Genomic DNA, 22,012 nt, shown 5'->3' on the forward strand with positions numbered 1-22,012 from the left:
ATGGCCGACAAGGACAGCACCGTGACGGACCGCGACGACCGCGACGCCCGTGAAGAGGACGACCGCGAGGAGGACGGCGGCGCGCCGCTCTCCACCGCGCCCGCCGAGGACCGCGGCACCGCCGTGCCCGGCTCGTTCGGCGGCGTACGGCGGCCCGGCGTGCTCGGCGCCCTGGCGTGGGCGTGCCGCGAGGCGCTCGGCTGGGTGCGCTGGGTGTGGCGGCAGCTGACCTCGATGCGGGTCGCGCTGATCCTCCTCTTCCTGCTCTCCCTCGCCACGATCCCCGGCTCGCTCGTGCCGCAGACCGGCGTGGACGCGCTCAAGGCCGACCAGTGGAAGAAGGACCACACCACGCTGGCGCCCCTCTACGACAAGCTGGGGCTGTTCCACGTCTACAGCTCGGTGTGGTTCTCCGCGATCTACATCCTGCTGTTCGTCTCGCTGATCGGCTGCATCATCCCGCGCACCTGGCAGTTCGTGGGCCAGCTGCGCAGCCGCCCGCCGGCCGCGCCCCGCCACCTCACCCGGATGCCGGCGCACGCCACGTGGCACACCACCGCCGCCCCCGGGGCGGTGCTGGACGCGGCGGAGCGGCTGCTGAAGCGGCGGCGGTTCCGCGTGGCGCGGGCGGACGGGTCCGTCGGCGCGGAGAAGGGCTACCTGCGCGAGGCCGGCAACCTCCTCTTCCACATCTCGCTGATCGTGCTGCTGGTGGCGTTCGCCTCCGGCCAGCTGTGGAAGTCCGAGGGCGGCAAGCTCGTCGTCGAGGGCGACGGCTTCTCCAACACGCTCACGCAGTACGACGACTTCAAGTCCGGCTCGCTGTTCGACGCGCACGACCTGGACCCGTTCGGGTTCACGCTGGACAGCTTCTCCGGTTCGTACGAGCGCACCGGCCCGGAGAAGGGCACGCCGCGCGACTACGCCGCCCACGTCACGTACTGGGACGGAGCCGACGGCACGTCCCGCAAGGCGACGATCAAGGTGAACGAGCCGCTGGAGACCGCCGGCTCGAAGGTCTACCTCATCGGCCACGGCTACGCGCCCGTCGTCACCTTCCGGGACGGGCAGGGCAACGTGGCCTTCCGCGGCCCGGTGCCGTCGCTGCCGCTGGACAGCAACGTCACCGAGACGACGGTGCTGAAGGTGCCCGACTACCGGGACAAGGACGGCAACAAGACGCAGCTCGGCTTCCAGGGCAACTTCGTGCCCACCCTCGACCTGCGCAGCGGCACGATGCTGTCGCAGTTCCCCGCGCTGGACAACCCGGTGCTGGTGCTCACCGCCTACCGCGGGAGCCTGGGCATCGACTCGGGCGTGCCGCAGAGCGTCTACCAGCTGAACACGTCGAAGATGAAGCAGTTCAAGGAGGACGACGGCTCGGCGTTCGCCAAGATGCTCAAGGTCGGCGACACCATGACGCTGCCGGACGGCGCGGGCACGCTGCACTTCGACGGCATCAAGCAGTGGGCGACGTTCCAGGTCTCCCAGAAGCCCGGCAACGGCCTCGCCCTCGCCGGTGCGGTCGCCGCCGTGCTGGGCGTGGCCGGGTCGCTGTTCATCCAGCGCCGCCGCGTGTGGGTGCGGGCGGTGCCGGGCGCCGACGGCGGCACGGTGGTGGAGCTGGCCGGCCTGGGCCGCAGCGAGTCCGCCCGCCTGCCGGAGGAGCTGGCCGCCCTGGCCGCCGCCCTCCAGCCCGACGCCCCGCCCGCGACCGCCGAAGCCGCCGCCGAAGCAGCCGCAGCAGCAGCCGACGAAGCCGCCGAGGAATCGGCACGACCGTCCGAAGGAGCGCGCGCGTGATCCTCGCCGCCGCAACGAACGAGAACCTGGCCCAGGTCAGCAATGTGCTGATCTACTCGGCCATGGCCGTCTACACCCTCGCCTTCCTCGCGCACATCGCCGAGTGGGTGTTCGGCAGCCGCAGCGCCGTCGGCCGCACCGCCGCCGCCCTGACGCAGGAGGCCCCCGCGGCCGCCGCGTCGGTGAGCGTCACGGTCAAGCAGGCCGGCGGCGGCACCGCCGTCCTCGAACGCCCGAAGGTCGTCACCCGTTCGGGCCCCGGCAGCCGCGACGTGCCGGACGGCCCCGGCGCGGCCGGCACCAGCGAGAAGGGCGACCTGTACGGCCGCATCGCGGTGTCCCTGACGGTGCTGGCCTGGGTGCTGCACGTCGGCAGCGTGGTCAGCCGCGCCCTGTCGGTGCAGCGGGCGCCGTGGGGCAACATGTACGAGTTCTCCACGACGTTCGGTGCCACGGCCGTCGCGGTCTACCTGGGCCTGCTGCTGGCGAAGAAGAACGTCCGCTGGCTCGGCCTGCCGCTGGTCACGTCGATCCTGCTGGACCTGGGCCTGGCCGTCTCGGTGCTCTACACCGCCAGCGACCAGCTGGTGCCGGCGCTGCACTCGTACTGGCTGTGGATCCACGTCTCCTGCGCCATCCTGTGCGGCGCGGCCATGTGGGTGGCGGCGGCCTCGACGGTGTTCTACCTCTTCCGCGACGGCTACGAGGCCCGGCTCGCCGAGGGCCGCGACGGCGGCGGCGCCTGGAGCAACGTGCTGTCCCGCCTGCCGTCGGCGGCCTCGCTGGACAAGTTCGCGTACCGCATCAACGCGACCGTCTTCCCGCTGTGGACGTTCACGATCGTCGCGGGCGCGATCTGGGCCGAGGCGGCCTGGGGCCGCTACTGGGGCTGGGACCCCAAGGAGGTCTGGTCCTTCATCACCTGGGTGGCCTACGCCTGCTACCTGCACGCCCGCGCCACGGCCGGCTGGAAGGGCCGCAAGACCGCCTACCTGGGCCTGCTGGCCTTCGCCTGCTACCTGTTCAACTACTACGGCGTCAACATCCTGCTGAGCGGCAAGCACTCCTACGCGGGGGTCTGAGCCGGCAGCACGGCGCGTACGCGCACGCCTGAAGGCACGGCCCGTGTCCCCCGTCCGGGGGGATGCGGGCCTTTGTGCGAGTGGGGGAGGCTGTGCGTCCATAGAGTCAGGCGCGACATGGGGAGGTGCCGGATGGCAACCGTGGAGGACACCGCTCAGCTCGATGAGATGTTCGCGCTCATCGAGGGGATGAACGTGCCCGCGGGTTATCGGGCGGAAATCATCGAGGGGGAGATCGTCCTGAACCCGCAGCGCGATGTGCACTCAATGATCATTCGGTTGCTGTCCCGCGATCTGGAGGCCGTTCGGGGAGTGGCGGACCCGGGCATCCTGTGGGACGTCCGCATCGACTTCCCGGGGCACCTCAACGGTTACGCGCCCGATGTCGCTCTCGTGCGGGTGGGGGCGCAGAAGAACGAGAAAGGCCTGTACCAGTACCAGGACCTGGAGCTGGTGGCCGAGGTGGTGTCACCGAGCAGCCGGCGCGACGACTTCGGGGCGAAGCTGACGACGTACGCGGTGGCCGGAGTGCCGACGTACCTCATCGCCGACCCGAGGACCGGGTTGGCGCACGTCTTCCACGCCCCGCGCGGGGACCGGTACACCGACGAGGTCACCTACACGTTCACCAGCAAGTTCACCCTGCCGGCTCCTGAGATCGCCGTCGACACCACCCACTGGCCCCGCGACTGACGCGCGCGTCGCCCCCCGGCGTGCTACACGTGGACGTATGGAGATCCCCTCCCCCTACGGCGCCTCCGAGACCGAGGGCGACACGCACACGCTGCGGTACGAGCTGTCGATCCCGTACCCGGTGGAGGAGGTGTGGGCCGCCGTGGCGACGCCGGAGGGGTTGCCGACGTGGCTGGCGGCCGCCGAGCCGTTCGAGCAGCGGCCGGGCGGGGCCATCACGTTGCGGTGGCTGAACACCGGGCCGCAGGGGCAGGCGACCGTGGCGCCGGGGCGGGTGACCGCGTGGGAGCCGCCGCGGGTCGTGGAGTACACCGTCGAGGTGCACGGGCGCGTCCGGTTCGAGCTGGAGCCCGGGCCGCTGGGCGTCGGCGGCACGCTGCTGCACTTCAGCAACGAGATGGCCGGCGACGAGGACCTGCGGCTGGACTGCCTGGCCGGCTGGCACCACCACTTCGAGTACCTGCTGCAGGCCCTCGGCGGGCACCCCGCCGACTGGTCCGAGTGGACCCCCGACCGCTGGCAGGAGCTCCGCGACCGCTACCGCAAGGGGCGCTAGCCCGCCCGGCCCTCCGGGCCGTTGTCCGTGTCGGGCTTGAGGGAGCGCAGGAACTCGGGGTTGTCGTCCGGCGCCACCCAGCGCTGTTGCCCGGCCGCCGGTGCCGGACGCTTCGGGCGGCCCGCCACCAGCCACGCCACCGGCCCCACGAGCACCTCGCCGAACAGCAGGATCACGAACACCCAGGCGATCTTCGGCAGGCCCCGCACCTCGTCCTCCGGGGTGTTGAGGCAGTCGATGAACGCGTAGATCCACAGCGCCAGAACCAGCAGGAACGGCAGGTACCTGAGCATGGCGGCGGCCCCCGGTGTGCGGTGGTTCGGGCCGCTTCGCGGCCCCCGTGACGGGTCCAGGGTAGTGCGTGCTCGATACTGGAAGGCATGGCTTACGACGATCTTCGCTCGTTCCTCCGGGCACTCGAGCGCGACGGCGACCTCAAGCGCGTCAAGGCCGAGGTCGACCCTCATCTGGAAGTCGGGGAGATCGTCGACAGGGTCAACAAGGCCGGCGGGCCGGCCCTGCTGTTCGAGAACGTCAAGGGCTCCGCCATGCCCCTGGCCATGAACGTCTACGGCACCGACCGCCGCCTCCTCAAGGCGCTCGGCCTGCGCTCGTACGACGAGATCGGCGAGAAGGTCGGCGGGCTGCTCAAGCCCGAGCTGCCGCACGGCTTCGTCGGCGTCCGCGAGGCGTTCGGCAAGCTCGGCGCGATGGCGCACGTGCCGCCGAAGAAGGTGAAGGGCGACGCTCCCGTCCAGGAGGTCGTGCTCACCGGCGACGACGTCGACCTCGACGCGCTGCCCGCGCTGTTCACCTGGCCCGAGGACGGCGGCTCGTTCTTCAACCTGGGCCTCACCCACACCAAGCACCCCGAGACCGGCGTCCGCAACCTCGGCCTCTACCGCCTCCAGCGCCACGACAAGCGCACCATCGGCATGCACTGGCAGATCCACAAGGACAGCCGCAACCACTACCAGGTCGCCGCCCGCCGCGGCGAGCGGCTGCCCGTGGCCATCGCCTTCGGCTGCCCCCCGGCCGTCACCTACGCCTCCACCGCCCCGCTCCCCGGCGACATCGACGAGTACCTCTTCGCCGGCTTCGTGCAGGGCAAGCGCATCGAGATGGTCGACTGCAAGACCGTGCCGCTCCAGGTCCCGGCCAACGCCGAGGTGGTCCTGGAGGGCTGGCTGGAGCCCGGCGAGATGCTGCCGGAGGGGCCGTTCGGCGACCACACCGGCTTCTACACGCCGCAGGAGCCCTTCCCCGCCCTCACCATCGACTGCGTGACGATGCGGCGCCGGCCGCTGCTCCAGTCGATCGTCGTGGGCCGGCCGCCCACGGAGGACGGCCCGCTGGGCCGCGCCACCGAGCGGTTCTTCCTGCCCCTGCTGAAGATCATCGTCCCGGACATCGTGGACTACCACCTCCCCGAGTCCGGCGGCTTCCACAACTGCGCGATCGTCTCGATCGACAAGAAGTACCCCAAGCACGCCCAGAAGGTCATGCACGCCATCTGGGGCGCGCACATGATGTCGCTCACCAAGCTGATCGTCGTCGTGGACGCCGACTGCGACGTCCACGACCTGCACGAGGTGTCCTGGCGAGCGCTGGGCAACGTCGACTACGCGCGCGACCTGACGGTCGTCGAGGGCCCCGTCGACCACCTCGACCACGCCTCGTACCAGCAGTTCTGGGGCGGCAAGGCCGGCATCGACGCCACCGCGAAGTGGCCCGAGGAGGGCTACACGCGCGACGGCGGCTGGCCGCGGATGGTGGAGTCGGACCCGGACGTCGCCGCACGGGTGACGCGCCGCTGGAAGGAGTACGGGCTGTGACAGTCCTCGGCAGTATGGGAACGGGCAGCGTGAAGCCGGGATCTCCCCGCTTCCGCGGGGGTGAACCGGAGTACGGCCTGTGAGCTCGGCTGCCGCCGCGGCGGTTCCCCAGCCCGGTCGGACCAGGGCCTTCCTGCGCCTGGTGATGATCGAGCACTCGGTCTTCGCGCTGCCCTTCGCCTACATCGCCTCGCTGACGGCGATGCACGAGGACGAGGGCCGCATCGACTGGTGGACGCTCCTCCTCGTCACCGTCGCCATGGTGGGCCTGCGCACCTTCGCCATGGCCGCCAACCGCATCATCGACCGCGAGATCGATGCCCGTAACCCGCGCACGGCCGGCCGCGAGCTGGTCACCGGCGCGGTGACGGTGCGCTCGGCGTGGACGGGCGCGCTGGTGGCCGCGGCCTTCTTCCTGGGCGCGGCGGCGCTGCTCAACCCGCTGTGCCTGGCGCTGGCGCCGGTCGCCGTCGTGCCGATGGTGGTCTATCCGTACGGCAAGCGGTTCACGCACTTCCCGCACGCCATCCTCGGCCTGGCGCAGGCCATCGGCCCGGTGGGCGCGTGGCTGGCGGTGACGGGCTCCTGGTCGTGGGACGCGGTGATCCTGGGCCTGGCCGTGGGGCTGTGGATCGGCGGCTTCGACCTGATCTACGCGTGCCAGGACGTGGCGTCCGACCGCGAGCACGGCGTGAAGTCCACGCCGGCCCGCTTCGGCGTGGCGGCGTCGCTGTACGGCGCGCGGGTGTGCCACGTCCTGACGACGGTGCTGCTGGCGTGGTACGCGCTGGCGACGCACGCGGGCACGTTCTTCTGGACGGGGCTGGTGGTGGTCGCGGCGACGTTCGTGTACGAGCACAGCATCGTGCGCCCGGACGACCTGTCGCGGCTCAACCGGGCGTTCTTCACCGTGAACGGTGTCATCGGCATCTGCCTGTTCGTGTTCACGTTGATCGACCTGTTCGCGCGCGGGCTGAGCATCGTCTGACGCGTCGTAGGCCATGCGCGAGGGGCGGCACCCACTCCGGTGGGTGCCGCCCCTCGCGTGTGCCCGGCAGGGTGCGCCCGGCGCCCCGCCGGGCGGAGGCGCGTCGGCCGGATAGGCTCGGTGCCGTGGAGCCGTACGAAGAGACGCGGCGCCGGCCCTGGGTGGTCGGCGTCTCCGGCGCGTCCGGGACGCCGTACGCGGCCGCCGTGCTGCGCGGGCTGCTGGCGGCCGGCGAGGCCGTGGACCTGGTGGTGAGCCGGGCCGCGCGGCTGACGCTGCTGGACGAGACCGGGATCCGCTTCCGGGACGCGCACTGGCGCGAGGACCTGGCGGAGTGGCTGGCGCGGGGCGCGGACGGCAAGCCGCACCCCGCGGGGGTGCCGGAGCTGTCCGGCGTACGGCACTGGGCGGCCGGCGACCTGGCCGCGGGGCCGTCCTCGGGGTCGTACCCCGCGAAGGGGATGCTGATCGTGCCGGCGAGCACCGCATCGGTGGCCGGTGTGGCGCTGGGGCTGTCGAAGGACCTGTTGCAGCGCGTGGCGAGCGTGACGCTGAAGGAGCGCCGGCCGTTGATCGTCGCGGTGCGGGAGACGCCGCTCGGCGGTCAGACGCTCCGGCAGCTGGTGGCGCTCGACGACGCGGGGGCCGTGGTGCTGCCCGCCTCGCCCGCGTTCTACGCGGGGGCGACGCACATCCAGGACCTGGTGGACTTCGTCGCCGGGCGGGTGCTGGACGCGGCGGGGGTGCCGCACCGGCTCTACCGCCGCTGGGGAGGAGAGCTCGGTGGGGCTCGTGGTGAGGGTTAGGGCTGGCGCTAGCGCTTCTTGGCGCGCGGCAGCCGGATCTTCACCGCGGCGGCACGCTGCAGGGCCGCCGGGGTCTGGTGGGCACGCGAGCGGTTGGCCAGGTCCTGCAGCTCGCGCATGCGGGCGTAGGCCATCTCGATCGAGTACACGGGGGCCTCACTCCTGAGAGATCGAAGGATCGTCGTTGATTCAGTGATCTGATGAAAGATTTACGGGGTTTGGCGCCCCGTACGCCTTAGATTCTACACCCGAAACGTTGAGTTCGCTCATTATTTGAAAGGTGCCAGGCTATGGACGCGGTGGACAGGCAGCTCATCCAGGCGCTGCGGGAGAACGGCCGGGCGTCGTACGCCGAGCTGGGCAGGCTCGTGGGCCTGTCCGGGCCCAGCGTCACGGACCGGATCAACCGCCTGGAGGCGGCGGGCGTCATCACCGGCTACCGCGCCACCGTGAACGCCGCCTCGCTGGGCCTGGGCGTCACGGCGCTGATCGGCATCCAGCTCTCCGACGCGGCCGACCACGAGGACGTGGCGCGGCGGCTGCGCGACCTGGAGGAGATCGAGGACTGCTGGTTCATCGCGGGCGACGACTCGTACATGCTCAAGGTGCGGGTCGGTGACGTGGACGGGCTGGAGCGCACGATCCGGCGGCTGTCGGGCACCAAGGGCGTGAGCCGCACCCGCACCACCATCGTCCTGTCGACAAAGTGGGAGAACCGGGTCGGAGAGCTGCCCGAAGAGGCATAACGGAGGGGGAGTACGCTTCCAGGGGTTGCACAGCGGAAGCGACAGAGAGGCGGCGCACCCATGGACGCGGGGCTCAAGCGCGAGCTGGAGGAGAAGGTCCGTGCCGGAGAGCGGCTGTCCCGCGAGGACGGCATCGCCCTCTACGAGTCCGACGACCTGGCCTGGCTGGGCGGTCTCGCCCACGAGGTGCGCACCCGTAAGAACGGTGACGTGGTGCACTTCAACGTCAACCGGCACCTCAACATGACCAATGTGTGCACCGCGTCCTGCGCGTACTGCTCCTTCCAGCGCAAGCCGGGGGAGAAGGACGCCTACACGATGCGCATCGAGGAGGCCGTGCGGCTGGCCAAGGCGATGGAGAGCGAGAACCTCACCGAGCTCCACATCGTCAACGGCCTGCACCCCACCCTCCCCTGGCGCTACTACCCGCGCTCGCTGCGGGAGCTGAAGAAGGCGCTGCCGGGCGTCTCGCTGAAGGCGTTCACCGCCACCGAGATCCACCACTTCGAGAAGATCTCCGGCCTGCCGGCCTCGGAGATCCTCGACGAGCTGATCGACGCCGGTCTGGAGTCGCTGACCGGTGGCGGCGCGGAGATCTTCGACTGGGAGGTCCGGCAGCACATCGTCGACCACGACACCCACTGGGAGGACTGGTCGCGCATCCACCGTCTCGCGCACGAGAAGGGTCTCAAGACCCCGTGCACGATGCTCTACGGGCACGTCGAGGAGCCGCGCCACCGCGTGGACCACGTGCTGCGGCTGCGTGAGCTCCAGGACGAGACGGGCGGCTTCCAGGTCTTCATCCCGCTGCGCTACCAGCACGACTTCGTGGACATGAAGGACGGCAAGGTCCGCAACCGGCTCCAGGCCCGCACCACGATGGCCACCGGCGCGGAGGCGCTGAAGACCTTCGCGGTCTCCCGGCTGCTGTTCGACAACGTGCCGCACGTGAAGGTGTTCTGGGTCATGCACGGCGTGCAGACCGCGCAGCTCGCGCTCCAGCACGGCGCCGACGACATGGACGGCTCGGTCGTCGAGTACAAGATCACGCACGATGCCGACAACTACGGCACGCCGAACAAGCTCACCCGCGACGACCTGCTGGAACTCATCCGCGAGGCGGGCTTCCGGCCGGTGGAGCGCAATACGCGCTACGAGATCATCCGCGAGTACCCGGGTCCCGACGCGGCGCTGCGCGAGTCGCCGCAGCCGATGCGCGTGTGACGTGACGGGTGAGGTGCGGGCATGACGGTTCCGTCCGGCCCGTGCTTGACTGGTTGCGACCCTTTCGGTTGTCGTTGAGAAGAAGGTCCCGCCCGTGAACAGCGAGAAGAACCAGACCGGCCAGAGCGGCCCGAGCGGCGCCGGCGCCCCGCGATTCGCCTCGCTCCGTTACACCGCCCTGCGTGCGGCGCTGTTCGTCGCCTGTTTCGCGGTGGTGTGGGGGCTGTGCGCGGCGCGCCTGATCCCGCTGGGCGTGGGCCGGTCGAACCTGGTGTGGATGGTGCTGCTGGCGCTGATCCTGTCGGCGCCGCTGAGCTGGGTGCTGCTGCGCAAGCAGCGCGAGGCGATGTCGGAGCAGATCGTGGACCGGGTGGACCGCGCGAAGGCCCGCATCGCCGCCAACGCAGGCCAGGAGGACGGGGTGTGACCTCCGCCCCTCCGTCAATGTAAGCCTCGTCACATCTCCGGAACGCCCCGGCGCGGGAACAACCCCTCCGCGCCGGGGCGTTCGCGTTCTCGTATGCCCATGACCCAAAGGCGTCCTTTAGGTCCCTCAAAGCATCGGTTGTTACGGTGTGGGAGTCCCCAGCGAGCCCATCGGAGAGTGCGTTGTCTTCCGTGTCCCCCGAGTCGTCCCCCGAGGCCCCCGTGCCCTCGGGGCGCCGCATACCCAAGGTTCCCTTCTGGGCGCAGATCCTCCTCGCCCTCGTGCTGGGCGGACTGCTGGGCTGGGCCGCCAAGAGCGGTGACATCGCCTGGCTGCGGACCACGCTCGACAAGACCGGCAGCATCTTCGTCCAGCTGCTGATGGTCGTGGTGGCGCCGCTCGTCTTCTTCGCGATCCTGGTGTCGATCACCAACCTGCGGAACGTCTCGAACGCCGCCCGCCTGGCCACCCGCACCCTGCTGTGGTTCATGGTGACCTCGCTGATCGCCGTGGTCATCGGCCTCGTCATCGGCCTGCTCACCGACCCGGGCTCCGGTACGGGCCTGACCGCCGCGGACGGCGCCGACCCCAAGAAGAAGGGGTCGTGGCTGGACTTCCTCACGGGCATCGTGCCGACGGACGTCATCACGCCGTTCACCCAGCTGAACGTCCTCCAGATCGTCTTCATGGCCGCCGTCGCCGGCATCGCCGTGCTCCAGCTCGGCGAGAAGGCCCAGCCGCTGCTGACGTTCAGCGAATCGGTTCTCCAGCTGCTCCAGAAGGTGCTCTGGTGGGTCATCCGGCTCGCCCCGCTGGGCAGCCTCGGCCTGGTCGGCAAGGCCGTCTACAAGTACGGCTGGGACCTCATCGGCAAGTACGCCACCTTCACGGCGGACATCTACGTCGGCTGCGCCATCGTGCTGTTCGTCGTCTACCCGCTGCTGCTGGCCACGGTCGCCAAGGTCAGCCCGGTCCGCTTCTTCAAGGGCGCCTGGCCCGCCATCCAGCTGGCCTTCGTCTCCCGCTCCTCGGTGGGCACCATGCCCCTCACCCAGCGGGTCACCGAGCGCCTCGGCGTGCCGCGCGAGTACGCGTCCTTCGCGGTGCCGTTCGGCTCCACGACCAAGATGGACGGCTGCGCCTCGATCTACCCGGCCATCGCCGCGATCTTCGTCGCCCAGGTCTTCGGTGTGCACCTGGAGCTCCGCGACTACCTGCTGATCGTCTTCGTCTCGGTCATCGGCTCCGCCGCCACCGCCGGCCTCACCGGCGCCACGGTGATGCTCACCCTGACCCTGTCGACGCTGGGCCTGCCGATGGCGGGCGTGGGCCTGCTGCTGGCCATCGACCCGATCGTGGACATGATGCGCACGGCGACGAACGTCGCCGGCCAGTCGGTCGTTCCGATCATCGTCGCGTCCCGCGAGAACATCCTCGACCGCGAGGCGTACGCCACGGCCGACGGCTCGAAGCTGGACGACGAGCAGGAGGCCGCCGAGGCCCCCGCCGCCCTGGCCGCCGCGTAGGCACGCGGAGGCGGGACCGCCGGCACGCTGCGCCCCCGGGCCCTCATGGGACCGGGGGCGTTCGGGGTTGCGGCGGGTCAGTCCGTGGTGGCCGGGACGACGAGGCAGTCCGGGCCCGGGAAGAGCAGGGTTTCGTGGCCGTCGGCGAAGCGGACGACGTAGGGCGGTGCGCCTTCTGCGCCGCGTACTTCGATGATCTCGCCGATGTGTTCCCTCATCCCCACGATGCGTCCCTTGATGTGGACGCGGTCACCGACCGTTGCCTTCATGCGCTTCCCGACCGCCTTTCCTCCTGCCGACGCCAGAGCCGGAAGGGCCTTACCCCGTTCTCGGTGCCGGTATCCGCGGCGGTCCGTCAGGTTCGGCCAGTCGGGCCGGAATTCATCCCTTGACGCCCCTGCGGCCCGTGATATTACTTGCCGGTAGCGTGACGGGGGGAGGGGGTTTCTGTCATGAATGTGGTGAATGTGGTGAACGACGGACCGGCTGCACCGGGGGCGAGGGGGGCCCGGCGGCGGGCCGGGGGCGGGCGGGCGAAGCGCATGCCGCGCGAGGTGCGCGAGCGGCAGATGCTCGACGCCGCCGTGGAGGTGTTCGCCCGCCGCGGCTACAACGCCGCGTCGATGGACGAGATCGCCGAACTCGCCGGCGCCTCCAAGCCGCTGGTCTACCTCTACCTGCGGTCCAAGGAGGAGCTGTTCAGCGCCTGCCTCGAACGCGAGTCCGGCGCGCTCCTCGCCGCCGTCAAGGCGGCCGTCGACCCCGGCGCGCCCCCCGACCGCCGCCTGTGGGCGGCGCTGCGCGCCTTCTTCGCGCACACCGCCGCGCACCCCGCCGGGTGGGCCGTCGTCAGCGTCGAGGCCCGGCGGCACGGCGAGCCGTTCACCAACGCGGTCGCCGCGATGCGGCAGGAAATGGTGGGGCTCGTCGCCCGGCTCATCGCCGACACCGCCGAGGCGTGCGAGCACGCCGAGGCCGCCGGCCTCGCGCACGCCCTCGTCGGCGCCGCCGAGTCGCTCGCCGGCTGGGCCAACGCCGAACCCGGCGCCGTACCGTCCGCCCACGACGCCGCGGCCACCCTCATGAACGTCGCCTGGGTGGGGCTGGAGAACCTGCTCGGCGGCCGGAGCTGGACGCCCCCGGGGCCGGGTCCCCACTCCTGACCCCACGTGGTCTGGAGCGCCGCGCGTACCCGGCGTACATTGCGGTCCGTCGGAACTACCCCCGAGTAGGGGACAGTTGGCCGAACAGGAGCCGCACGTGCCCGTACGCAGCCCAGCCCCGACCGTCCCCGCCCGCCCCGTGCCGCCGCGCACCACCGCCGTCGCCGGCGTGGTCCGCGAGGCGGCCCTGCCGGCGCTCGCCCCGCCCGTCGACCACGGCACCCTGGGCGACCTGCCCTTCGGCAACGCCGCCGAGGCACCCGGCGACGTCGTCCTCGCCCGCAAGCAGCCCGACGGCCTGTGGCGCGACGTGACGTCCGCCCGCTTCGCCGCCGAGGTGCTCGCCGTCGCCAAGGGCCTGGTCGCCCACGGGCTGGCCCCCGGCGACCGGCTGGCCATCATGTCCCGCACCCGCTACGAGTGGTCGCTGCTCGACTTCGCCGCCTGGGCCGCCGGCCTGGTCACCGTGCCCGTCTACCCCACCGCCTCGCCGCGCCAGGTGCACCACATCCTGCGCGACTCCGGCGCCGCCGCCTGCGCGGTGGAGACCGCCGAGCAGGTGCGCACCGTCGCCGCCGGCCGCACCGGACTGCCCGCCCTCGGCCACGTCTGGCAGATCGACACGGGGGCCGTGGACCGGCTGGCCGCCACCGGCCGCGACGTGCCCACCGAGGAGGTGGAGAAACGGCGCGCCGCCCGCGGCCCCGCCGACATCGCCACCCTCGTCTACACCTCCGGCACCACCGGCGACCCCAAGGGCTGCGTGCTCACCCACGCCAACTTCTTCGCCGAGGTCGACAACGCCGTCGCCCTGCTGCACCCCGTCTTCCACGCCGTCAGCCGCGGCCCCGGCGCCTCCACCCTCCTCTTCCTGCCCATGGCCCACGTCCTCGGCCGCATGGTCGCCGTGGGCTGCCTGCGCGCCCGCGTCCGGCTCGGCCACGCGCCGTCCCTCAAGGCCGAGGACCTCCGCCCCGACCTGGCCGGCTTCCGCCCCACCTTCCTCCTGGCCATCCCCTACGTGCTGGAGAAGGTGCACGACACCGCCCGCGCCACCGCCCAGCGCAGGGGCCGCGGCGAGGCGTTCGACCGCGCCGCCCTCGTCGCCCGCCGGTACGGCGCGGCCACCGGCGCCGGCCGGGAACCGGGCGTACGGCTGCGCGCGGGCCGCGCCCTGTACGAACCGTTGGTGTACCGGCGGGTGCGGGCCGCCCTCGGTGGCCGCGTACGGCACGTCATCAGCGGCGGCTCCCCCCTCAACCCGGACCTCGTCGCGTTCTTCGCCGGCTGCGGCATCGAGGTCCACGAGGGCTACGGCCTCACCGAGACCACGGCCGCCGCCACCCTCACCCCGCCGTGGCGGTCCCGCCCCGGCACGGTCGGCTGGCCGCTGCCGGGCAGCGCCGTGCGCATCGCGGACGACGGCGAGGTGCTGCTGCGCGGCGGCCACGTCTTCGCCGGCTACTGGGACGCCGGACGGCAGCAGGCCGTGCCGCCGGCGCCGGGCGAGTGGTTCGCCTCCGGCGACCTGGGCAGCCTCGACGCCGAGGGCTACCTCACCATCACCGGGCGGAAGAAGGAGCTGATCATCACCTCGGGCGGCAAGAACGTCGCCCCCGCCCCGCTGGAGGACCGGCTGCGCGCCCACCCGCTGGTCGGCCAGTGCATGGTCGTCGGCGACGACCGGCCGTACGTCGCCGCGCTCGTCACCCTCGACCCCGACGGGCTGGCGCACTGGCAGCGGATGAACGGCATGGAGGACGTGCCGCCGGAGGAACTGGTCACCGACGCGGGCCTGCGCGCCGAGGTGCAGGCCGCCGTCGACGAGGCCAACACGCTGGTGTCGCGGGCCGAGTCGGTACGGCGGTTCGTCCTGCTGCCGGGCGAGTTCACCGAGGGCCGCGGGCACATCACGCCGTCGCTGAAGCTGCGCCGGGACGTCATCGCCCGGGACTTCGCGGCGGAGATCGAGGAACTGTACGCGCAGTGAGAGGGAGGGGCGGGGCCCGTCCGGCCCCGCCCCTCCGTGCCCACCTGCCGTCCGTCAGCAGTTGCCGTCCGTCGACGCCCCGGCGAATCGTTCCGCCAGCCAGTTCGCCGCCGGTATCGCCTCCGCGATCACCCCGGTGACGTGCGCCCCCAGCGGCAGCGTCTTCCACTGCACCGTCGCGCCCCGGCCGCACCAGTCGGCCCGCAGCTGCCGGCCCGCCCCGTACGGGATGAGCTCGTCCAGCAGCCCGTGGTACAGGTACACCGGGCGGTCCGGCGCGTGCGTGCCCAGGTCCGACTGGTGCAGCACCCGCTGCCAGTCCGCCTCGTGCAGCGGGTTCCTGACCGTCACGTCCTCGATGCGCTGGAACATCCCGGCCGCCACGTCGATCACGACGCAGTTGTTCTTCATGAAGTCGACGTACCGGCGGCCCTTGTCGTTGAGGTACTGGTCGAGCCGCAGCTCGGGGTAGGCGGCGTTCTGGCCGGCCGCCGCCATCAGCACCAGGCCCGCGCCCACGTTGCCGCTGCTGAACTCCGCCGTCTTCAGCATGTCCGCCGGCACACCGCCGGTGACCGTGCCGCGGACGTCCAGCTCCGGCGCGTACGAGTCGTGCAGCTCGGCGGCCCAGCTGCTGGCCTGGCCGCCCTGCGAGTAGCCCATGATGCCCACGGGGCCGTTGCGGCCGATGCCGGCCTGCGGCAGCCGCTGGGCGGCCCGCGCCATGTCCAGCACCGCGTGGCCCTCGGCCCGGCCCACCGCGTACGTGTGGTCCCCGGGCGTGCCCAGGCCCTCGTAGTCGGTGACGGCCACCGCCCAGCCCCGCCACGTCAGTTGCTGGATGAGGTTGGCCTCCAGCGTCGTGCCCTTCGGGAAGCCCGCCGAGGGCGCGCACCGGTCGGCGAGGCCGACGGTGCCCACCGCGTACGTCACCAGCGGGCGCGGCCCGGTTCTGCCGTCCTGCGGCACGATGACGGTGCCCGACACGACGTTCGGCGCGCCCTTGGCCGTCGTCGAGCGGTACGTGATGCGCCACGCCTTGGTGTTGGTGGGCTGGCCGGGCAGCGGGTGGAAGGAGGTGGGGGCGGCGCTGACGACGTCACCGGGCGACCCGGCCGGCGGCGCGTCGTCCGCCGCGGCGGTACCCGTGGCGGCCGCGCCGAACGCGGCGGCCAGCGCGGCCGCCACGGCCACGGCAGTCCTGCGCAGAAGCATGCGGCTCTCCCAACTGGCCGGGGCGCGGAACCCGTTCCGGGGGTTCGGCAGGCACGCCGCGCGGCCGGTGCCGGGAGACCGTAAGTGACCGGTGAGTAGCCAGGGGCTGGCCGGGACGCTCAGCTTTTCTGACCGTACAGCGCGCGCGGCCCGCCCAGCCGGTACGCGCCCGGTGTCGTACCCGTCCAGCGGCGGAACGCCCGGTGGAACGCCGTGTCCTCCGAGAACCCCAGCCGCGCCGCCAGCTCAGCGATCGGCTCCCGCCCCTCCACCAGCCCGGCGAGGGCCACCTCCAGCCGCACCTGGTCCTTCAGCCGCTGGAACGACGTGCCCTCCTGCTGGAGCCGCCGCCGCAGCGTCGCCGGGCTCACCGCCAGCCGCGCCGCCACCTGCGCCACCTCCGGCAGCCGGGCCGGGCCGCCGCCCCCGCCGCGCAGGGCCGCCGCCAGCGCCCGCCGCACCTGCTCGGCCACCGTCGTCCCGTACTCCCGCCGGTCCAGCAGGTCCGCCGGCGCCCGCCGCAACAGCTCCGCCAGCCCCGCCTCGTCCCGCACCAGCGGCACCCCCAGCCACCGCGCGTCGAACGCCGCCACACCCGCCGCCCCGCCCGGCGCACTTCCGAACCCCACCGGGCAGCCGAACATCGCCACGCACTCCGCCGCGTACGGCGGCTCCGGCCCGGCGAACCGCACCCACCGCAGCGGGATGCGCCGCCCGGTCAGCCAGCTCGCCAGCCGGTGCCACACCAGCAGCACGCTCTCCGCCAGGAACCCGCCCTCCGGCACCTCCCGCAGGTCGTTGCGCAGCCCGAACACCGCCTGCCCGCCCTCCCGCCGGAACAGCAGCTCCGGGCCCTGCGGGAACAGCCCGTAGAACCGCACCGCCCGCCGCAGCGCCGCCCCCAGGTCCGGGCACGCCAGGCAGGCGTGGCACATCATCGCGAACGTCCCCGGCCGGCTCGGCGCCGGCGCCAGGCCCAGGAACTCGTCCCGCGTCGCCCGCTGCACCGCCCGCACCAGCAGCGCGAACTGCTCCGGCGACACCCGCGCCCGGTCGTCCCCCAGCAGCAGCGGCGGCACGCGCGCCGCCTGGAGCAGCGGCAGCGTGTCCACCCCCAGCCGCCGCGCCCCGCCCAGCGCCGCCCGCACGTGGTGCACGGTGATCGTCCGGCTGCCCATGCCTGCACGGTACGCCGACTGAGCGCCGAGGTCAGTGGTGCTGACCGTTCCGGTCAGTGCCCGTGGGCGGCCGGGCTTCCTAGCGTCGTGCCGGTGTGTTCGCCCACGGTCCCCACGGTCCCCACGGTCCCCGCGGTCAGGGAGGCGTCATGCGGCACGAACGGCCCGGCACGTACGCACGGTTCACCGAGTGGGCCGCCGGCCGGTACGGCGACCTGCCCGCGCTGCGCCACCGCGCCCCCGGTGGCGGCACCGGCTGGGCGGACGTCACGTACGACGAGCTGTGGGCCCGCGTACGCGCCGCCGGGCGCGGCCTGCTCGGGCTCGGCGTACGGCCCGGCGACCGCGTCGCGATCCTCGCCGAGACCCGGCCGGAGTGGACCGTCGCCCAGCTCGCCGCCCTGACCGCCGGAGCCGTCGTCGTCCCCGTCTACCCCACCGCCGCGCCCGACGAAGTGGCCTGGGTGCTCGCCGACTCCGGCACGTCGGTGCTGATCTGCGAGAACGCCACCGCACGGGACCGGCTGGCCGCCGTACGGCACGGTCTCCGGCACGTGCTGCTGCTCGAAGGCGGCCCCGGCGACCCCGTTCTCGAACGGCTGCCCGCCGGCGCGCCCGAGGACGAGCTGCTCGGCCGCGCCGCCGCCCGGCGCCCCGAGGACCCCTGCGTCCTCGTCTACACCTCCGGCAGCACCGGCCGGCCCAAGGGCTGCCGGCTCACCCACGGCAACCTCGTCGCCAACCAGGACGCCGTCGTCCCCCTCACCGGCGGCGGGCCCGGCGACCTGACCTACCTCTACCTGCCGCTGGCGCACATCATGGCGCAGCTCGTGCAGTTCTCCTCGCTGCGCCGCGGCGGCACCCTGTGCTACTTCGGCGGGCGCGTGGAGGACGTGCTCGCGGAGCTCGCCGAGGTGCGGCCCACGCACCTGCCGTCCGTGCCGCGCCTCTTCGAGAAGGTGCACGCCCGCGTCTCCGCCCTGGCCGCCGCGCAGGGCCCCGACGGCCCCGGGCGGCTCGCGGAGGCCGTCCGTACGGGCCTGGCGGTACGGGAGGCGCGCGAGCGCGGCGAGGAGCCTCCGGACGCGCTGCGCGCGGCGTGGGAGGCGGCGGAGCGCAGCCTCTTCGCGCCGGTCCGCGCGCTCTTCGGCGGCCGCCTGGAGTGGGCCCTGACGGGCGCGGCGCCCATCGCGCGCGGCACCCTGGACTTTTTGCTGGCCTGCGGCGTGCCGCTGTACGAGGGGTACGGGCTCACCGAGTCGTCCGGGGTGATCACCCTCAACCGGCCGGGCGCGGCCCGGCCGGGCACCGCCGGGCAGCCGGTGGCGGGCTGGGAACTGCGGATCGCGGACGACGGGGAGGTGCTGGCCCGGGGCGGCTGCGTCTTCGCGGGCTACCACGGCGACGCGGCGGCCACGGCCCGGACGGTGGACGGCGCGGGCTGGCTGCACACCGGCGACCTGGGCGAGCTGGACGAGGCCGGCTACCTGACGCTGACCGGCCGCAAGAAGGACCTGATCATCACGTCGGCCGGCAAGAACATCGCGCCGGCCGCGGCGGAGGCCGCGCTGCGGCAGTCCCGGTGGATCTCCCGCGCGGTGCTGGTGGGCGACCGGCGCCCGTACCCGGTCGCGCTGCTCACGCTGGACGCCGAGGAGGTCGCCGCGTGGGCGGCCCGGGAGGGCGTGGACCTGGCGGCGGAGGGTGGCGCGGCCCGGCACCCGGCGGTGCTGCGGCTGTGCGCCGCGGCGGTGGACGAGGCCAACGAGGGGCTGGCCCGGCCGGCCCGGATCAGGGCCTTCACCGTGCTGGAGGAGGACTTCTCGGTGGCGGCCGGGACGCTGACGCCGACGCTGAAACTGCGCCGGGCACAGATCGTCGAGCGCCATGCGAAGGAAATCGAGGCGATGTATGAAAAGCGTAAGGATTAGTGGGCGGATTTTTCCGTCACGGAGATGAATCCGCACCGGGAAATCCCGGCAGCCGGCAGCCGGCAGCCGGCAGCCGGCACCCGGCACCCGGCGCCCGGTGGCGGGCGGCGCGCGGAAAAGGCAGGAGCCCTGCCCCCACCATCCGGTGGGGGCAGGGCTCCTTGGGTGGATCCCCGAGGGGATCCGTGCGACAGCGTCAGGCCGCGGGGGTGACGTTCTCCGCCTGCGGACCCTTCGGGCCCTGCGTGACGTCGAAGGTGACCGCCTGGTTCTCCTCGAGGGAGCGGAAGCCGGAGGCGTTGATCGCGGAGTAGTGGACAAAGACGTCGGGGCCGCCGCCGTCCTGGGCGATGAAACCGAAGCCCTTTTCGGCGTTGAACCACTTCACGGTTCCGGTAGCCATAAAGCCCTCCTTGGGCCAAAGGGTTGCCCTGCTCCAGAACCTGCAAAGAAGTCTGAAAACTACAAAAGCCTGCGGGTCACATGCGCTCCGCAGACTCTGTACTGCAAGGGAAACCAAACTGCAACTTGTTGCGAGCGTAGCACGCGAAGGTGTTCCGGGGAAGGAGTTGAAGATCACGCCTACGGTGGGTTTTCGGGTCCTGCCGGCCGGGAAAGTCGAGTGGTCGGGCACCGGCCGGTGCGCCGGCCCCGGCAGCCGCCGGGCACCCCGCCCCCACGCCGCCCCGGGACCGGGGCTAGCCTCCGGATGTGGACATTTCAGCATCAGAGGGAGCGACCGGCGACGGAGCCCCCGAACAGGGCCGCAGCCGCCCGCGCGTCGGCCACATCCAGTTCCTGAACTGCCTGCCCCTGTACTGGGGCCTCGCCCGTACCGGCACGCTGCTGGACCTGGACCTGACGAAGGACACGCCGGAGAAGCTCAGCGAGCAGCTCGCCGACGGCCGCCTCGACATCGCGCCGATCACCCTCGTGGAGTTCCTGCGCCACGCCGGCGACCTCGTGGCCCTGCCCGGCATAGCGGTCGGCTGCGACGGGCCCGTCATGTCGTGCGTGATCGTCTCCAAGGTGCCGCTGAAGGAGCTGGACGGCGCGAAGGTCGCGCTGGGCTCCACCTCGCGCACCTCCGTGCGCCTGGCGCAGCTGCTGCTCGCCGAGCAGTACGGCGTCAGCCCCGCGTACTACACCTGCCCGCCCGACCTCGGCGTGATGATGCAGGAGGCGGAGGCCGCCGTGCTGATCGGCGACGCCGCGCTGCGGGCCTCGCTGCACGACGCGCCCCGGCTGGGCCTGGAGGTGCACGACCTGGGGCAGATGTGGAAGGACTGGACGGGCCTGCCGTTCGTCTTCGCCGTCTGGGGCGTGCGCCGCGACTACCTGGCGCGTGAGCCGCAGCTCGTGCGGAAGGTGCACGAGGCGTTCCTGGCCTCCCGCGACCTGTCGCTGGCGGAGGTCGGCAAGGTCGCCGAGCAGGCGGCGCGCTGGGAGGTCTTCGACGCGGAGCTGCTGGAGCGCTACTTCACCACGCTCGACTTCCGCTTCGGCCCGGAGCAGCTGGCCGGGGTGCACGAGTTCGCCCGCCGGACGGGCCCGACGACGGGTTTCCCGGCGGACGTGCAGGTGGAGCTGCTGGAGCAGCCCTGAAACGACGTGGTGCGGGTCCCCCGCCGGGGACCCGCACCACGTTCGTTCTGCCGAGGAGTCGTCGCTCAGGAGGCTCAGGAGGCTCAGGAGGCTCAGGAGGAGGGCGTCGGCCCCTCCATGACCTTGCTGATGTAGGCGATGCTGCCCTCGCCCATGCCCTTCACATAGGTCTTGGCGTCGTGCTTGCCGCCCTGGATGACCTGCAGGTTGGTGTGGATGGGCCCCTTGTTGCCGTACTCCCTCAGGTACTTGTCCACACCGTTGCGCGTGATCGGGCTCTCCAGCGTGCCGTACTGGAAGGCGACGTAGACGTCCGGCCCCTTGTGCTCGATCAGCTGCTTGGAGAGGAGCTCGGGGTTGTTCTCGGCCTTCTCCTTGTCGTGGCCCTTCCACAGCGGCGAGTCCGGGACGATGTCCGGGCCGGAGGCGATCACGGCCTTGAACTTGTCCGGGTGCTTCAGCACGGCCTTGAAGCCCGCGAAGCCGCCGGAGGAGGACCCCATGAACGCCCAGCCGTCACGCGACTTCAGCGTGCGGAAGTTCTGCTTGATCAGGTCGGGGACGTCCTCGGTGAGCCAGGTGCCCATCTTGGGCTGGTTCGGGATGTCGCTGCCGTCGTAGTAGTACTTGGCGTCCGGGTTGAGGACCGGCATGGCCAGGATGAACGGGAGGCTCTTGCCCTCCTCCGACCACTTGGCGATGGAGGACTCCAGGCCCAGGTCGGTGCCCATCCAGTAGTTGTTCGGGTAGCCGGGGCCGCCGGGCAGCGAGATCAGGACCGGGAAGCCGCTCTTGGCGTACTTGGGGTCCTTGTACTGCTTGGGCGCCCAGACCCACACCTTGCCGGTGAAGCCGGACTTCTTGCCCTGGAGCGTGACGACCCCGATCTCGGTGCCGTCACCCAGCGTGTTCGCGTTCTTGAACTGCGCTGCCGGGCCGGTGGGCATCAGCGTCTTGTCGTCGGCCGGCTTGGCCTGTGCGCCGCCCTTGTCGCCGCCGGAGCCGCCCGAGCCGAAGCTGACCGGGTCGCCCTTCTTGGAGAAGGGGCCTATCTCCATGTACTTCATGACGCCGCCGGCGAGCAGGCCCAGCACGGCTATGCACGCGACGACGATGGTCCACTTCTTGGCGCGCGAGGCACGCTTGCGGCCCTGCGACTGGTAGTCGCCGGAGTCGTGGTCGTCGTGCGGGTCGTAACCGCCGGGGCCACCCGGGCCGCCGTAGCCGTCGTGGCGGCCGTAACC

At 72.2% G+C, this 22,012-nt stretch carries 22 protein-coding genes; 15 read left to right on the forward strand and 7 right to left on the reverse strand.

What is annotated here, in order from left to right:
- From resB to IE305_RS20920, 4 genes are all read left to right on the forward strand, one after another.
- Window positions 1-1,803, forward strand: coding sequence for a cytochrome c biogenesis protein ResB (resB, locus tag IE305_RS20905; RefSeq protein WP_190131219.1), 1,803 nt, complete (start codon window positions 1-3; stop codon window positions 1,801-1,803).
- Window positions 1,800-2,885, forward strand: coding sequence for a c-type cytochrome biogenesis protein CcsB (gene ccsB / locus IE305_RS20910; protein ID WP_190131220.1), 1,086 nt, complete (start codon window positions 1,800-1,802; stop codon window positions 2,883-2,885). The genes resB and ccsB overlap by 4 nt, the downstream gene beginning before the upstream one ends.
- 132 nt (window positions 2,886-3,017) lie before the next feature.
- Entirely contained in the window at window positions 3,018-3,578 is a 561-nt protein-coding gene (locus IE305_RS20915) for a Uma2 family endonuclease (RefSeq protein WP_190131221.1), read from the forward strand.
- Window positions 3,579-3,615: 37 nt separating this feature from the next.
- Window positions 3,616-4,134, forward strand: coding sequence for an SRPBCC domain-containing protein (locus tag IE305_RS20920; RefSeq protein WP_190131222.1), 519 nt, complete (start codon window positions 3,616-3,618; stop codon window positions 4,132-4,134).
- Here the strand turns inward: IE305_RS20920 and IE305_RS20925 are convergent.
- Window positions 4,131-4,427: a PLD nuclease N-terminal domain-containing protein gene (locus IE305_RS20925; RefSeq protein WP_190131223.1), complete on the reverse strand. Its 297-nt coding sequence runs from the start codon at window positions 4,425-4,427 to the stop codon at window positions 4,131-4,133. The genes IE305_RS20920 and IE305_RS20925 overlap by 4 nt on opposite strands.
- A gap of 87 nt (window positions 4,428-4,514) precedes the next feature.
- On the opposite strand from IE305_RS20925, the gene IE305_RS20930 reads away from it, so the two are divergent.
- From IE305_RS20930 to IE305_RS20940, 3 genes are all read left to right on the forward strand, one after another.
- Window positions 4,515-5,969, forward strand: coding sequence for a menaquinone biosynthesis decarboxylase (locus tag IE305_RS20930; protein WP_190131224.1), 1,455 nt, complete (start codon window positions 4,515-4,517; stop codon window positions 5,967-5,969).
- 79 nt (window positions 5,970-6,048) lie between these two features.
- Window positions 6,049-6,957 (forward strand): menaquinone biosynthesis prenyltransferase MqnP, encoded by a 909-nt coding sequence (gene mqnP / locus IE305_RS20935; RefSeq protein WP_190131225.1) that lies wholly within the window; start codon window positions 6,049-6,051, stop codon window positions 6,955-6,957.
- A 125-nt stretch (window positions 6,958-7,082) separates the two neighbouring features.
- Window positions 7,083-7,763 (forward strand): UbiX family flavin prenyltransferase, encoded by a 681-nt coding sequence (locus tag IE305_RS20940; RefSeq protein ID WP_190131226.1) that lies wholly within the window; start codon window positions 7,083-7,085, stop codon window positions 7,761-7,763.
- A gap of 8 nt (window positions 7,764-7,771) precedes the next feature.
- Here IE305_RS20940 and IE305_RS20945 read toward each other — a convergent pair whose 3' ends face one another.
- Window positions 7,772-7,912, reverse strand: a complete 141-nt coding sequence (locus tag IE305_RS20945) for a hypothetical protein (protein WP_190131450.1) — start codon at window positions 7,910-7,912, stop codon at window positions 7,772-7,774.
- Between the two features lie 141 nt (window positions 7,913-8,053).
- Here IE305_RS20945 and IE305_RS20950 point away from each other — a divergent pair, with 141 nt between their 5' ends.
- From IE305_RS20950 to IE305_RS20965, 4 genes are all read left to right on the forward strand, one after another.
- Complete coding sequence (locus tag IE305_RS20950; RefSeq protein WP_190131227.1) at window positions 8,054-8,509, forward strand: Lrp/AsnC family transcriptional regulator; 456 nt, start codon at window positions 8,054-8,056, stop codon at window positions 8,507-8,509.
- Between the two features lie 60 nt (window positions 8,510-8,569).
- Complete coding sequence (gene mqnE, locus IE305_RS20955; RefSeq protein ID WP_190131228.1) at window positions 8,570-9,733, forward strand: aminofutalosine synthase MqnE; 1,164 nt, start codon at window positions 8,570-8,572, stop codon at window positions 9,731-9,733.
- A 94-nt stretch (window positions 9,734-9,827) separates the two neighbouring features.
- Window positions 9,828-10,160, forward strand: coding sequence for a DUF4229 domain-containing protein (locus tag IE305_RS20960; RefSeq protein WP_190131229.1), 333 nt, complete (start codon window positions 9,828-9,830; stop codon window positions 10,158-10,160).
- Between the two features lie 191 nt (window positions 10,161-10,351).
- A complete protein-coding gene (locus IE305_RS20965) occupies window positions 10,352-11,686 on the forward strand; it encodes a dicarboxylate/amino acid:cation symporter (RefSeq protein WP_190131230.1) in 1,335 nt (444 codons plus the stop codon).
- 77 nt (window positions 11,687-11,763) lie between these two features.
- Here the strand turns inward: IE305_RS20965 and IE305_RS20970 are convergent, their stop codons facing one another.
- Complete coding sequence (locus tag IE305_RS20970; protein WP_190131231.1) at window positions 11,764-11,955, reverse strand: DUF1918 domain-containing protein; 192 nt, start codon at window positions 11,953-11,955, stop codon at window positions 11,764-11,766.
- Window positions 11,956-12,228: 273 nt separating this feature from the next.
- Here IE305_RS20970 and IE305_RS20975 point away from each other — a divergent pair, with 273 nt between their 5' ends.
- Entirely contained in the window at window positions 12,229-12,849 is a 621-nt protein-coding gene (locus tag IE305_RS20975) for a TetR/AcrR family transcriptional regulator (RefSeq protein ID WP_190131232.1), read from the forward strand.
- A 97-nt stretch (window positions 12,850-12,946) separates the two neighbouring features.
- A complete protein-coding gene (locus IE305_RS20980; RefSeq protein ID WP_373311698.1) occupies window positions 12,947-14,839 on the forward strand; it encodes an AMP-dependent synthetase/ligase in 1,893 nt (630 codons plus the stop codon).
- A 54-nt stretch (window positions 14,840-14,893) separates the two neighbouring features.
- On the opposite strand, the gene IE305_RS20985 is transcribed toward IE305_RS20980, so the two are convergent.
- Window positions 14,894-16,054 carry a lipase family protein gene (locus IE305_RS20985; RefSeq protein ID WP_190131234.1) on the reverse strand — a complete coding sequence of 387 codons (1,161 nt, stop codon included), beginning with the start codon at window positions 16,052-16,054 and terminating at the stop codon, window positions 14,894-14,896.
- A 119-nt stretch (window positions 16,055-16,173) separates the two neighbouring features.
- Window positions 16,174-17,232, reverse strand: coding sequence for an AraC family transcriptional regulator (locus IE305_RS20990; protein ID WP_190131235.1), 1,059 nt, complete (start codon window positions 17,230-17,232; stop codon window positions 16,174-16,176).
- A 149-nt stretch (window positions 17,233-17,381) separates the two neighbouring features.
- On the opposite strand from IE305_RS20990, the gene IE305_RS20995 reads away from it, so the two are divergent.
- Window positions 17,382-19,163: an AMP-dependent synthetase/ligase gene (locus tag IE305_RS20995; protein ID WP_190131236.1), complete on the forward strand. Its 1,782-nt coding sequence runs from the start codon at window positions 17,382-17,384 to the stop codon at window positions 19,161-19,163.
- 196 nt (window positions 19,164-19,359) lie between these two features.
- Here IE305_RS20995 and IE305_RS21000 read toward each other — a convergent pair whose 3' ends face one another.
- Entirely contained in the window at window positions 19,360-19,566 is a 207-nt protein-coding gene (locus IE305_RS21000) for a cold-shock protein (protein WP_190131237.1), read from the reverse strand.
- Window positions 19,567-19,874: 308 nt separating this feature from the next.
- On the opposite strand from IE305_RS21000, the gene IE305_RS21005 reads away from it, so the two are divergent.
- On the forward strand, window positions 19,875-20,768 hold the full coding sequence (locus IE305_RS21005; protein WP_229891293.1) for a menaquinone biosynthetic enzyme MqnA/MqnD family protein: 894 nt from the start codon (window positions 19,875-19,877) through the stop codon (window positions 20,766-20,768).
- Between the two features lie 92 nt (window positions 20,769-20,860).
- On the opposite strand, the gene IE305_RS21010 is transcribed toward IE305_RS21005, so the two are convergent.
- Complete coding sequence (locus IE305_RS21010; protein ID WP_308440268.1) at window positions 20,861-21,826, reverse strand: alpha/beta hydrolase; 966 nt, start codon at window positions 21,824-21,826, stop codon at window positions 20,861-20,863.
- Between the last annotated feature and the right edge of the window lie 186 nt (window positions 21,827-22,012).

The organism is Streptomyces mashuensis, from assembly GCF_014654785.1.
GTDB classification, from domain to species: Bacteria; Actinomycetota; Actinomycetes; order Streptomycetales; family Streptomycetaceae; genus Streptomyces; species Streptomyces mashuensis.